General features: G+C 40.0%; 14 protein-coding genes. 12 read left to right on the top strand and 2 right to left on the bottom strand.

The window, feature by feature from the left end; all coding sequences use genetic code 11:
• Positions 1-2: 2 nt before the first annotated feature.
• From ACO1XM_RS14745 to ACO1XM_RS14700, 10 genes are all read left to right on the top strand, one after another.
• A complete protein-coding gene (locus ACO1XM_RS14745; RefSeq protein ID WP_486230320.1) occupies positions 3-914 on the top strand; it encodes an ABC transporter ATP-binding protein in 912 nt (303 codons plus the stop codon).
• A gap of 26 nt (positions 915-940) precedes the next feature.
• Entirely contained in the window at positions 941-2,269 is a 1,329-nt protein-coding gene (locus tag ACO1XM_RS14740; RefSeq protein ID WP_486230318.1) for an ABC transporter permease, read from the top strand.
• A gap of 181 nt (positions 2,270-2,450) precedes the next feature.
• Entirely contained in the window at positions 2,451-3,695 is a 1,245-nt protein-coding gene (locus ACO1XM_RS14735) for a sensor histidine kinase (RefSeq protein ID WP_486230316.1), read from the top strand.
• Complete coding sequence (locus ACO1XM_RS14730) at positions 3,692-4,384, top strand: SDR family NAD(P)-dependent oxidoreductase (protein WP_486230314.1); 693 nt, start codon at positions 3,692-3,694, stop codon at positions 4,382-4,384. Before ACO1XM_RS14735 ends, ACO1XM_RS14730 begins: the two co-directional genes overlap by 4 nt.
• A gap of 297 nt (positions 4,385-4,681) precedes the next feature.
• A complete protein-coding gene (gene atpD, locus ACO1XM_RS14725) occupies positions 4,682-6,190 on the top strand; it encodes a F0F1 ATP synthase subunit beta (RefSeq protein ID WP_486230313.1) in 1,509 nt (502 codons plus the stop codon).
• A 78-nt stretch (positions 6,191-6,268) separates the two neighbouring features.
• Positions 6,269-6,514 (top strand): ATP synthase F1 subunit epsilon, encoded by a 246-nt coding sequence (gene atpC, locus ACO1XM_RS14720; RefSeq protein ID WP_486230311.1) that lies wholly within the window; start codon positions 6,269-6,271, stop codon positions 6,512-6,514.
• A 76-nt stretch (positions 6,515-6,590) separates the two neighbouring features.
• The gene (locus ACO1XM_RS14715) at positions 6,591-7,304 is read left to right on the top strand and encodes a hypothetical protein (RefSeq protein ID WP_486230309.1); all 714 of its coding nucleotides are present in this window, start codon (positions 6,591-6,593) and stop codon (positions 7,302-7,304) included.
• 44 nt (positions 7,305-7,348) lie between these two features.
• Positions 7,349-7,714: a membrane protein insertion efficiency factor YidD gene (gene yidD, locus ACO1XM_RS14710; protein ID WP_486230307.1), complete on the top strand. Its 366-nt coding sequence runs from the start codon at positions 7,349-7,351 to the stop codon at positions 7,712-7,714.
• The gene (locus ACO1XM_RS14705) at positions 7,711-8,571 is read left to right on the top strand and encodes a hypothetical protein (protein ID WP_486230305.1); all 861 of its coding nucleotides are present in this window, start codon (positions 7,711-7,713) and stop codon (positions 8,569-8,571) included. Before yidD ends, ACO1XM_RS14705 begins: the two co-directional genes overlap by 4 nt.
• A 25-nt stretch (positions 8,572-8,596) precedes the next feature.
• Entirely contained in the window at positions 8,597-9,343 is a 747-nt protein-coding gene (locus ACO1XM_RS14700) for a hypothetical protein (RefSeq protein WP_486230303.1), read from the top strand.
• 37 nt (positions 9,344-9,380) lie between these two features.
• On the opposite strand, the gene ACO1XM_RS14695 is transcribed toward ACO1XM_RS14700, so the two are convergent.
• Complete coding sequence (locus ACO1XM_RS14695; protein ID WP_486230301.1) at positions 9,381-9,791, bottom strand: NINE protein; 411 nt, start codon at positions 9,789-9,791, stop codon at positions 9,381-9,383.
• Between the two features lie 69 nt (positions 9,792-9,860).
• Here ACO1XM_RS14695 and ACO1XM_RS14690 point away from each other — a divergent pair, with 69 nt between their 5' ends.
• Positions 9,861-10,874: a tetratricopeptide repeat protein gene (locus tag ACO1XM_RS14690; RefSeq protein ID WP_486230299.1), complete on the top strand. Its 1,014-nt coding sequence runs from the start codon at positions 9,861-9,863 to the stop codon at positions 10,872-10,874.
• 115 nt (positions 10,875-10,989) lie between these two features.
• Positions 10,990-11,490: a hypothetical protein gene (locus ACO1XM_RS14685; RefSeq protein WP_486230297.1), complete on the top strand. Its 501-nt coding sequence runs from the start codon at positions 10,990-10,992 to the stop codon at positions 11,488-11,490.
• Positions 11,491-11,544: 54 nt separating this feature from the next.
• On the opposite strand, the gene ACO1XM_RS14680 is transcribed toward ACO1XM_RS14685, so the two are convergent.
• Positions 11,545-13,524 (bottom strand): WG repeat-containing protein, encoded by a 1,980-nt coding sequence (locus tag ACO1XM_RS14680; protein ID WP_486230295.1) that lies wholly within the window; start codon positions 13,522-13,524, stop codon positions 11,545-11,547.
• Positions 13,525-13,551: the final 27 nt, after the last annotated feature.

The raw sequence follows: 13,551 nt of genomic DNA, 5'->3' as shown, positions 1-13,551 counted from the left end.
CTGTGGAAGCACTTGTAGCAAAAGGTGTCACGAAGCGCTATGCCAGTCATACAGCCCTCGATGACGTAAGCCTAACCATCCCCTCAAAGAGTATTTATGGTCTGTTAGGCCCTAACGGAGCCGGTAAGACAACTTTCATTCGCATTGTTAACCAGATTATTAATTCTGATGCAGGCGATATCAGCATTTTCGGAGAAAAACTGAGTGAGCGACACATTGGTATGATTGGTTACCTGCCTGAAGAGCGCGGTCTTTACAAAAAACTAAAGGTTGGCGAACAGCTTCTGTACCTGGCACAATTAAAGGGTCTGAGTAAAAAAGAAGCCCTTGATCGCAGCAAGAAATGGATTAACAAATTTGAGATTAAGGATTGGTGGGATAAAAAAGTTGAAGACCTGAGTAAGGGTATGGCGCAAAAAGTGCAGTTCATCAGCACAGTGATGCACGAGCCGAAACTGATTATTCTGGATGAACCCTTCTCTGGTTTCGATCCGGTAAATGCCCAATTAATCACGGAGAATATTTTCGAGTTACGCGATAATGGTTCTACCATTATCTTCTCTACCCACCGTATGGAAACGGTAGAAGACTTGTGTGATCATGTAGCTTTGATTAACAAGTCCAAGAAAGTGGTAGAAGGTACCAAGAAACAAATCAAAGACACTTATAAGTCGAATACCTTTGTTGTAGACCATAAAGGAACCTTCTCTATTAATGGCAGCGCCAGTATTGTATCGCAGAAACCGTTAGAAGATAATTTCTATCAAACTGTATTGCAGGTTGGTACTGAGCATAGTCCCAATAAGCTAATTGCAGAGTTAATCAACCTTACGGAAGTACATTCCTTTATAGAGAAAGTACCCACCATGAGTGAGATATTTATTAACCTGGTAAAAGGTAAATCTGACGAATAATTCCTAATTGATAACGACAATATCGTATGAATAAAATATGGTTAATTGTACAGCGTGAATTTTTGAATCGCGTACAGAAAAAATCTTTCCTCATTGCTACTATTTTAGTACCACTCATTTTTCCGACAATTATCGCGGGCTTATTCTGGTTTATGATCAGAGAGGTTGAAACAGCCAAGCCTGAGGTTGTACACGTATTGGATGAAAGCGGTAAGTTCACTTTTACCAACACCAAGCGATTTATATTTATTGAAGAGAAGGGTGTTATAGACAGCGCTAAAAAAACTTACAGTGCCACTAAAGATTTTGCACTCTTGTATATCCCAAGCTTTGACATCGCAAAGCCAGATGGATTCACCATCTACATGAAAGAGAACCAGAGTGATGAGAAGATATCAGGACTTGAACGAATTATAGAAGACCGCATCCGGGATCTTAAACTGGAGCAATACCAGATTGATAAGGAAACGTTGGCTGGATTAAAAACAAGCATTGATTTTAAGCAAGTTAATATTTCAGAAACCGGTGAAGAGAAAAGCAGCAACTCATTGATTCTTAAAATTCTTGGCTTCTTGCTCGGCATTGTACTGTTTGTATTCGTTTTGACTTACGGTATGCAAATCATGCAGGGTGTTATTGATGAGAAAACTTCAAAAATCGTAGAGGTGATTGTTTCGTCAGTAAAACCTATTCAACTTATGCTTGGAAAAATTATAGGCATAGCCTCTGTAGGTTTAGTTCAATTCACCATTTGGATAGTATTGATCACAGTACTCTCCAGCACCGTAATGAGTTACTTTGGTTTGAAAATGCCTCAGGAGCAGATGCAGGAGCAGGTAATGAGTCAGGTTGATCCTGAGCAAAAAGCAGAAATTCAAAAAGTGCAAAGCGACAAGGTGAATGAAGTATTAAAGAGTATCGATCAGATCCCTTTTACTAAAATTGCGCTTGTATTCTTGTTCTATTTCCTAGGTGGTTACCTTATGTATGGCGCTTTGTTCGCAGCAGTGGGTTCTGCGGTAGACAGCATTCAGGAATCACAACAATTTCAAATGCCATTAATGTTGCCTTTGATGATTAGTTACATGAGCGTATTTACAGTTGTTCCAATTAATCCACATGGCTCGTTAAGTTTCTGGTTGTCCATTATACCACTAACATCTCCTGTGGTGATGGTGGCACGTATTGCATATGATGTGCCTACCTGGGAATTAATACTTTCTATGGTGCTATTAGTGGCTGGTTTCATCTTTACCACCTGGGTAGCAGGTAGAATTTACCGTGTAGGTATTTTAATGACTGGCAGCAAAGTAAACTACAAAGTATTGGCTAAGTGGTTTATGATTAAGAATTAAGGCCCACCTGTAGGCCATATAATTTTGAATCCTCCAATAAAGGGAAATGTAAAGACCCCGATGTTTTGAAAAGCATCGGGGTCTTCTTATTTTCAACACGCCAACCAGGTCAAGATTTTCTGGATACGAAAGCTTTCAGTCGCACGTTACCCTTGAAGAGTTGACATACGAGCGCAAAAGCATGACCAGATTAATACCAACCATGAATTTATATAGCAGCAATGCACGCTGGAAGTGGTTTGTACTGGCAGCCTCTGTTTTTATCAGCATCGGGTCTATTTACTATACCAATGTGTTGGTTAATCAATTAAAAGAGCAGGAGAAGCAACAAATTCAATTATATGCTAAAACGCTGGAGTTTACCGTGAACCAAAACGATGCCTCAAGCGAGAATATCAACTTTATAACGCAAGAAATTTTATTTCAGAATAACTCCATTCCCATCATTATAACCGATGAAACTGAAAAAGTAATTGATTACAGAAACCTGAAACTAAAAGATCAATGGCCCCAAGAGCAAAAGGAGCGTTACCTTGTTAACGAAATTAAGGTGATGAAAGACACCTACGACCCCATTCGTATTTCACTTAAAGACAATGGTGAGGAGTTTGCAGTTCAGTATGTGTATTATAAAAACTCATTCCTGCTGGCACAACTCATAGCCTACCCATATATCCAACTTTCTGTCATTGCTATTTTTGCATTTATTTCTTATCTGGCTTTTAATTATTCCAAAGAAGCAGAGCAAAACAGATTGTGGGTTGGTTTGGCTAAAGAAACTGCTCATCAACTGGGCACTCCGCTTTCATCTTTAATGGCCTGGGTGGAGGTAATGCGTGATGATCCTGACTTAAAGAACCGAAACATTGCAGAAGAATTGGAGAAAGACATTCGCAAGCTCACCATCGTAACCGAACGTTTCTCCAGCATCGGTTCAGTGCCGGTGCTCAAACAAGAAAATGTGGTAAGCCTGATTAACAATGTAGTTAACTACTTGCGACCACGCCTGTCATCGAAAGTTCGCATTGATGTATACACCCTATCCGATAACATTAGCGCGTATGTACATGCACCTTTGTTTGAATGGGTGTTAGAGAATTTGTGCAAAAACGCGGTTGATGCCATGAGTTCGTCAGGCAACATCGCCATTAAAATATTAAGAGGTAGCGAAGGCAAAGTTTTAATAGATATTTCTGATACAGGCAAGGGTATTCCACGCTCGAAAATTGCCATGGTATTCAATCCGGGATTTACAACCAAAAAAAGGGGTTGGGGTTTAGGGTTAACATTGGCCAAACGGATTATTGAAGTGTATCATAAGGGAAGAATTTTCGTGAAATCTTCAGAGGAAAATCAGGGCACCACGTTCAGAATTATTTTGAACGCCACACAGGGCTTCGCACAACCAGATAATAAAGCTTCATGAAAAAAGTCCTTATCATCGGAGCCTCTTCAGGAATAGGCAAATCACTTGCACTGCTCTATGCTGCGCAAGGTTATCAGGTTTGCATTACAGGCAGACGACTTCCACTCCTCGAATATATTCAACGCCAATTCCCTGAGCAGATAAAAGTCAGCGCCTTTGATGTAAATGCCTTGCAAAATGATAACCAGCTCAATCAAGTAGTGAAAGAACTAGGCGGCCTGGATATACTTGTTTACAGTTCAGGTGTTGGTGAGTTCAATAAATACCTCGACTTCGGTATTGAAAAGAAGATGATTGATACCAACGTGACAGCTTTTACACAGATAGCCGATTGGGCATTCAATTACTTCCAACAGCAAGGCAAAGGCAGCTTTGCGTCTATTACTTCCGTTGCAGGTATGATGGGCAGCCGACATGCGCCTGCTTACAATGCCTCTAAAGCCTATCAGATCAATTACCTGATCGGGTTAAGACAAAAAGCGAAACGATTAAAATTACCCCTCAGTTTTACCGATTTGCGCACAGGTTTTGTCGACACGCCTATGGCCAAGGCAGCAGGTAAATTTTGGGTGGCCTCGCCAGAAAAGGCGGCTAAACAAATAGCTGCAGCCATCAACCGAAAGGCAGCAGTAGCTTACATTACCAAACGATGGCGTCTGGCGGGATTTTTTCTTAAAATTTTTAGCTGAAAATCAAGTCTTTAAGCAAGCTCAACATTATTTATCAATGTCATTTAGTTAAGCTTCCATGTTCCTCCTCTTCCCAGGAGAGGATTGGAGGTGAGCCCGCCAGCACGTAGCCGTTTCGGCAAAGGCAGGGCCATAAAAAGGCTTAAATAAATGACATTGCTTTGTAGATAACTATTACTGAATAAGTATTTGCCAAAGCAGCAAAGAAAGCCTACTTTTGCGCACGATTTATAGGTCATTTGGCTTAAAATCACTGAAAATCAATTACTTAACTAGTACTAAACTCAATAAACTCCGATGGCAAACTTTGGTAGGATTACGCAGGTTATCGGTCCGGTGGTGGACGTAGCCTTTGACGAACCAGGTTCCAAACTTCCTAACATTCTAGATTCACTCGAAGTAACCAAAGCTGATGGTACACGTGTGGTATTAGAAACACAGCAACACTTGGGCGAAGATCGTGTACGTGCCATCTCTATGGAAGGTACTGAAGGTCTTGTTCGTGGTATGAAAGTGAAAGACAACGGCATGCCCATTCAAATGCCGATCGGAGAAGATATTAAAGGACGCTTGTTTAACGTAGTGGGTGAAGCCATTGACGGTATCAGGCAACCTAAAGGTGACAAGACCTTACCTATCCACCGTCATGCACCTGCTTACGAAGACCTGTCAACATCGACAGAAGTTTTGTATACAGGTATTAAGGTTATCGACTTGATCGAACCTTATGCAAAAGGTGGTAAAATCGGATTATTTGGTGGTGCCGGTGTAGGTAAAACCGTATTGATTCAGGAATTGATCAACAACATTGCGAAAGCATATTCCGGTCTTTCTGTATTTGCCGGTGTAGGTGAAAGAACCCGTGAGGGTAACGACTTGCTTCGTGAAATGATTGAAGCGGGTATCGTAAACTACGGTGAAGAATTTATGAAGTCGCTCCACGCAGGTGGTTGGGATTTATCAAAAGTAGATGTTAAAGGTCTTGAAGAATCGAAGGCAACCTTCGTATTCGGACAGATGAATGAACCTCCTGGAGCCCGCGCACGCGTGGCCTTGTCAGGTCTTACCGTTGCTGAATATTTCCGCGATGGTGATGGAACAGGTAAAGGACGTGATATCCTTTTCTTCGTTGACAACATTTTCCGTTTCACGCAGGCAGGTTCTGAGGTATCGGCTCTTTTAGGTCGTATGCCATCAGCGGTAGGTTACCAGCCTACATTGGCTTCTGAAATGGGTCTGATGCAAGAGCGTATTACTTCAACTAAGAACGGTTCAATCACTTCGGTTCAGGCCGTTTACGTACCTGCCGATGACTTGACTGACCCTGCGCCAGCTACAACTTTTGCTCACTTGGATGCAACTACTGTATTGAGCCGTAAGATTTCGGAATTGGGTATTTACCCTGCAGTAGATCCATTGGATTCAACATCACGTATCCTTCGTCAGGATATAGTGGGTGCTGAACACTATGATTGCGCACAGCGTGTAAAGAGCATTTTACAGCGTTACAAAGAATTACAGGATATCATCGCCATCCTTGGTATGGATGAATTGAGCGATGAAGACAAGCAGATCGTACACCGTGCAAGACGTGTACAACGTTTCTTGTCACAACCTTTCCACGTAGCGGAAGCGTTTACAGGCTTGAAGGGTGTATTGGTAGATATTAAAGATACCATCAAAGGTTTCAATGCTATTATGGATGGTGAATACGATCACCTGCCTGAAATGGCCTTCAACCTTGTAGGTACCATTGAAGATGCCGCAGCAAAAGGCGAGAAGATGATCGCGGAAGCAAAAGGGTAATAATTCAAAATTTAAAATTCAAGATTCAAAATTTGGAGTCTTGAATTTTGAATTTCTAACCTTGAATTTTGAATTACAATGTATTTAGAAATAGTAACACCCGAGAAGAAAGTATTTGAAGGCGATGCGGACTCAGCCACGTTTCCTGGTGCTGATGGGTCTTTTCAGATATTGAACAGCCACGCACCGCTTATTTCATTATTGAAAGAAGGTGTGGTTGAATATAAGGTAAAAGGAGCTGTTCAGCATGTTACCATTACTGGTGGTGTGGTGGAGGTTGTAAACAATAAGGTTATTTTATTAGCCGATGGTGTAAGCGCCTGATTGGAATAAGAATTGCATGAAAGGGGAGACATTGTTTGTCTCCCTTTTTTATTTCAAATAACCTCACTTTCTTTGAATGATGATTACCAGAGTTTTTACCCTCGTTTTACTAATTCTGCTATTAACAGGATTTTCAAAGCAGTACATTTTCCAAAAGGTTTCTATGGAGATGGAGACGCGAGCTGTTACCGCTGGAAAGACCACACGTGTGAAAGCAAACATGTACTACACTTCAGAAGGACGTCTGGTGACTTATTTTTCTGAACCACAGGAGATGGTGATTATCAACAATAAGAAGGGCGAGATTCAAATCTATAATCCCCTGCAGAATACAGTATTCCAACAGCAAAACTATATGCTGGGTACAGAAACAAATCAACTTTATTTCTTCTTAGATAATAAAAGAAATGACCTAGGTCTGGCCGCCATGGATTACACGATTAAGAATACCCGCATAGAGGATGGTTTAAAGATTACAGAATGGCAGGCACCTATTGTGCTGATGAAGGAAATATCAAAAGTGGAACTCGTGCATGAAAAAGGCAATCCTATTTTTATGGCCTATTATAGCGCGAGTAATCAGGTGATAAAAAAAATGTTCTTTTATAATTATACTAAGGTCAGCGACTACATTTCACTACCTGCTGCCATCACTCAGATTGATTTCAAAACCCCCAAAGATTCGATAGTAACTAAAACTACCTATACCCAATTTCGATTGAACCAGCAGGTTAGTGATGATAAATTGAATTTTGTAATTCCTGAAAATGCTAAAGTACTTAGCAAATGAGAAACTTTTGTTTAACTCTTTTTATACTTGTCAGTCTCACATCCATGGCCCAAGACTTTACCAAGGATATGACGATGCTTTTAGTTCAAAATAATAATGACAATTCCCTAATCGATTCAAATAAGAAAAAAAGGAATTTGAATCCATTATCTCTTTTATATAGAGGAACGCTGGGTTTTTATCAAAAACAGATATCACCGCAATGGGGAGCAAACTGTGCTTTTGAACTAACATGCTCACGCTTTAGTGGCGCAATGGTAAAGGAGTATGGACTAACCAAAGGCTTCTTTCTTACGCTTGACAGGATGGGGCGCTGTAACAAACTATCTATGTACGAAACCTTGCCCTTACGTATAACCCCCCAGGGAAAGATTATTGACGAAGTTGCCTTTTATCATTTACGGGAATGATGAGGCTACTTTTTGTAATAATAATATTTGTGCATGCTACCTATTCGCACGCACAGTTTGCCAAATATCCTCAACGTTTTGTAGAACATTTAATAACACATAAATTATATGATGAAGCCATACTTGTGCTGCATCAAAAAAAACATGAAGCAGTCGATTTGCGAGCGCGTGACTCAGCTGATTATTGGATAGGTAAAACGTATTATTACCTGCAGCAATTAGACTCCTCCATATATTACCTTGATCTTGTAACTAATACAAATTCTTCTTTACAGGAGGAAGCATTGTTATTTTCTGCGTTTAATGAGTCCTATTTGAGTCGGCATCAAAAAAGCTTACTGAAGCTAGGCAGTGTTAATTCATTACGACCTGAAATAATCAAACTGGTGCAATTTGAACAAGCTGCAAACCACTTGCTTCTTAATCAATTTAATTCATACGATTCCGTTGTTCAATTGGCTGATAAGGAATGGAGAATTACGCAGCAACAGTGGACTAATATGAATGTCTATAGGAATGATTTGATGCAAGTGAAAAAGAAATATCCATGGGTTGGAGGAGTGCTCTCGGCCGTTGTGCCGGGTGCAGGAAAAGTATATGCTGGTAGAAAGGGGAATGGTATCTATACTTTTTTGATAAGTGCATTAATGGCAGCGCAAAGTATAGAAGCCTATAAGAAAGATGGTCCCCAGAGTGCGAGGTTCATTATTTATAGTTCGCTCTTTACCTCCTTCTATATTGGTAACATCTGGGGAAGTACCCTTGCAGTTAAAGTAGTTAAAAACGAAAAACGAGATGCAATACGTCAGCAGATTTTGTTTGATATGCATATCCCTTTGCGCACCTTTTACCAGTAAGGCTCAAGAAGCTTTAGGCGATAGTTTGAATGCACGCGGGGACTTTCAATTGGCAACAATTGCGTATGAGTATGCCTTATCTGAAGGTCTGAGACCAGAGCATGTTACTTTAGTGACATTGAAAGCGAACACTGCTTATAAAATGCTTGGTGTTTATGATAAGGCTTTAGCCCTTTTTGACAGAGTCGATTTCTACGCAGGAACAGACTCATTAAGAGCTTTTTTGTACTATGAATACGTTGTTTCAGCGATGCTGGCCAAGCGATATGACATGGCTTGGAGTAAGCTGGTGGAATTAAGATACGAACTGCCTGGCAAAATTTCTGAGGAGATATTACTTACTTTAGAAATACTATGTTTAAATGAATTGGGAAGATGGCAAGATGCGCAATTACGCTTTAAAGAATGGGCAATTCTTAAAAATATAACCCTGGATCCCTATCATGAAATATTGAAGCACAAAATGAAGAATCCTGATAAAGCTTTTGCTTTGTCGTATTGGTTGCCAGGCGTTGGACAGATGTATGCAGGCTATCCTGGTAAAGGAGTTGTATCTTCGTTATTGAATGCAAGCCTTGTTGCCTTCTCCCTTTATAGCTTTATCGGTGGATATTACTTATCAGGTGTTTTTACCGGAGTAGCCTTATTTTATCTATCCTACAATGGGGGTGCCCGTTATGCACAAGTACTTGCCGAGCAAAAGAATGCAGAAAAAAAGGAAACTTTTAATACTCAGATAAAACAGATAATAGCAACGGGTATAAAAAAATAAAGGGGCCGAAGCCCCTTTAAATTAAGCGGTAATTTGATTACCACATAAAGAATTTGTTGTTACCAATATACTTGCTGATGTCATCAAAGTTGATGGCAAGCACGATTAAGTCGATCAAAGGTACGATACCAAAGATACCGCCACAGGTGATGAAGTAACCCAATACAAGGATTGGTTTACCACCTAGGTATACGCGGTGAATAGCGATACCACCTAAGAAGAAGTCAAGAAGGATTGCAACAAGTGCATTTTTTTCTGCCAGAACAGCATCAGTTCCGAAAGCATTAAAAGATACTGCAGATGTCAGTGTTGTTGTAACATCAGTTGCAGTAGCAAACAAAGCCTCTACTGATTCATCGCTAATGCGATACTTTTCTGATCCAGATGCCATTGAGCTGAAAGACACCAGCATAGCACCAACGAGGGTAAGCATAAAGATTTTTTTCATACTATTTATTTTGGTTGATTGCCTAAAGATGCACAAGGATTAGCAAATTGCCAATACTTTTAAGTGGACATGTTAGTAAAAATCAAAAAAAGAATATTTTTCTGTCTGTTTTATTCAGCTATTGGATTGGTGGTGTTACCCGCTATTGCGCAACCTCCAACAACTGAGTCGCCTGCCAGAAAGCAACAAATTGAATGTCTCCGTTTAATATACAATACCCGGTTTGATAGTGCTAAACTACTGATAGCCAGTTTTTCCAAGGAAGATGAAGCCTATAAATCACTGTTTGAATTGTTTAGCCTTCGATGGGAGTATATACCCATCGCCACCAGTAAAGAAAAAGATAATTACCTTAAAAAACTCTTAAGCTTTTCTGAAGGTCTTTCCGTCCAATCAGACGCGGTACGGCAATTATATTTTCATACAACAACCGAGCTTTTGCTGGCCGAATTTTTTTACAACAATGGAGAAACACTTAAAGCAATATTGCATGGTAAACGCGCCTATCCTTTAATGATGCAAGCCCTTGATGCCATAGGTAATGATCCTGAGCTATTATTTGTAAAAGGCATGTACCTATATTATATGGACTTTTTCAGAAACAGAGGATTTGTTTATCGTACAGCACTTTTTCCTTTCAGAGATGGAGATCAAAAGAAGGGCTTGGCATTGCTTGAAAAATCTGCCATGGAATCGTCATTGGCTTTTACAGAGGCGAATATATACCTGGCGCATATTTATCTGCATTTAGAAAACCAACCAGTAAAGGCATTAACTTATTCACAAAAACTGGTAAACCTCTATCCGGAAAATGCAAAATTTAACGAGTTGCTGATTGATAATTTGATCAGTTGTGGAAAATATGATGAAGCCATTACCCGCTTAGATGCGCAAATGAAACTGACTTATGCTTACTTTAAAATACCGGCACTTTATTTTTCAGCTCGTGTAGAAGCTGAACGCAAGAGAAATTCAGCCAAAGCAAAGTTGCTACTTAAAGAATGTATTGACCTTTCATCGAAAACAAAATTGTGTGCAGACGTAGCAGCCAAGGCTGAGGATTACCTGTCAAAAATCAAATAACTTAAGTTAACTAAATTAACCCGATTTAACTATTCGTCAGTGTAACATTCAAGTTGTTATTGTCGTTGTTTACTAACTCATTTATCATCTATTTTGCACTTCAATAAAGCTAATTATGAAAAAGATAGTATTATTTAGTTTCCTGTTATTTGCTGGTATTTCTGGTTATGCGCAAGGTTCTCTTGCCGAAGGTGGAAAACAGCTTAATGCAGGCATAGGATTTTCAAATTACGGAGCTCCCGTCTATGTAGGCTTAGATTTTGGTGTTCACGAAAGCATTACCATTGGCCCAAGGGTTTCTTTCAGAAGGTATAATTTTAATTACGGATCAAACAGGTATAATCAATCACTGATTGGTCTTTCATTCAATGGTAATTTCCATTTTAATAAAGTGTTAGAGCTGCCTAAGGAATTAGATATTTATGCGGGTCTTACGGTTGGTTATTATGTATGGACCAATGTTGATATTGCCGGTTATAGCGCTAACAGCTCAGGCGTGGGTGTTGATGGACAGGTAGGTGTACGCTACTTCTTTACAGACAGATTTGGCTTGAACGTGGAGTTTGGCGGAGGTTATGCTTCCGGAGGTGGATTTGGTATTACCTACAAACTGTAATCATTCAGCAATTTGTATTAAAAGGCTTCCGCTTTCGGAAGCCTTTTTTGTTTCCTATAATCCTGTTATTAATTCTTTTTTCCCCAGGGTGAGTATCAGATATTGATTTCCCTCATGTATGGTGATGGCGTCATGCATGGTTGGAATTACATCAACACCATTTAAATCTAACACACCAAACTTGCCTTGACGTTGCACCACAATGTTATTACGGAGAAATTCCTGAGTTGTGTACTTCGGGTCATAAATAATTCTTGCTGCCTTATCGGCCAGGCCAACGAATCCATTATTAACCAACTCAAAGTAACCGGACTCGAGTTGGCGAATTGCATCGTAACGGCAGGGCAGCGTTAACTCATTATTTTTATTGATCAAACCATATTTTTTCTTAAGCATTACTACGCTAAAGCCATTCACGAAGGGCTTAGCCTCTTCATACGTGGGATGAATAATAATCTGATCTTCTTTATTTAAAAATCCCCATTTAGCACGCAGTGAAAAAGGAGCCAGTCCTTCCGAAAAGTGCTGTACTTTATCGTAACGGTTGGGTATTCGCAACCTCCCCTGGGCATCTACAAAACCCCACTTACCATCTTTACGAATGGCACGATATCCCTCGTACTCTTCCGCCACCTCACTTACCTGATTGGTGCCTACCTGTTGAAGCTTGGTAACAACACCAGTAAAAGTTACCTGCCACAATTCACCGATAGATGTTTTTTCGAGCAATCCATTGTTTGTAATGCTTACAGGATTGTTGGTAAAATAATATACTTGTTGATTAAAATCTTTTAAGGTGAGCAAGGCACCGTCCTTCACCATGTACCTGTCTTGATTAATCAGGACCAAGGGAAAACTTTGCGGACTGACAAGCCACTGCTCCTGCCAATTGATAATCCCATAACCGCCCTTAAACTTAATGGATAAGTGTGTTGCATTACTTTCCAGGATAGAATCATAGACACAGGCAATCGCTTCTTTTCCGTTTTCTTTCAACGCACCCCAAAACGATTTTCTTTTAACATATACCGAACTATTAGTGGCATAGATCTGCTGATAACTTCGCTCACTTAATAATTTACCATCGTGTGCATAGACTTGCCATTGATTGAGCTTACGGGCAAAGACAAAACGTTTGTCAACAACGACAGAATCAAAAGCCAGGGGCAATACAATACTCCCATTTTCTTTGATTAATCCTGTCTTGGTGTTTCGCACAATAAAAAAGCCAGGTAAAATGCTTTCATACAAAGTGTTATAATAATCTGACTGCTGTTTTAAATCCTGACTAAACAGTGCTGTTCCTTTTCTATTATTAATTAATAATGATTGATGGTTGAGTAGTGTTACTTTACTTGCAAGCAAAGTCTGTTTAATTTGTCCGGTTGTGGCGTCTATCCATTTCCACTCGTTGGGTAGTTGTCCTATAATTTCACCTCGCTCATTTACTTCAATATTGCTGTAGCGGGCATTAGCAATGATGTCACCATTTCTATTTAGAATTCCCATTAAGCCCTGTTGCTCAAATATGCTTACGCCCTTATCGAAATCAGCAATCTTATCAATATCAAAGTTTGTGAGGGCTTTTCCATTTTCAGTAAACAAGGCAAACTTTCCTGAAGTATTCTCTGCAGCAAAGCGGAGGGTGCCTAACGAGCGTATACTCTTATAAGCAATGGGAATAATTATTTCATTTTTTAGTGTGATAACACCGTAAACAAAGCCTCCAGCACTTTTCTGGCAGGCAATTAAACGCATGCCTTCCATGCGCAGATCGGTATAGTCCATTGGAATAACAAACTCACCAGCAGCATCAATGCAGCCTGCCGCATAGCGTGCCGTTGTGGCATCATACTTTTTAACAATGGAATAGGGGATGCCGGGAATAATCTGGTCGTAAATAGCTTTAGTAACCGGCTTTTTTTCAGGGCTTAAAAGCCCCCATTTTTGGTTTTCCTGGTAAAGTCTTGCTTCTTGCGCAACCGATTGAAGGAAGCTGAGCAGGCAAAAAGATAAAAAAATGGGGCGAATCATGGTCGGCAAAATACTAAGCTTCTGTGA

The organism is Chryseotalea sp., from assembly GCF_057350905.1.
The sequence above is the reverse complement of the archived record's forward strand: the minus strand, read 5'-3'. Positions and strand labels throughout refer to the sequence as shown.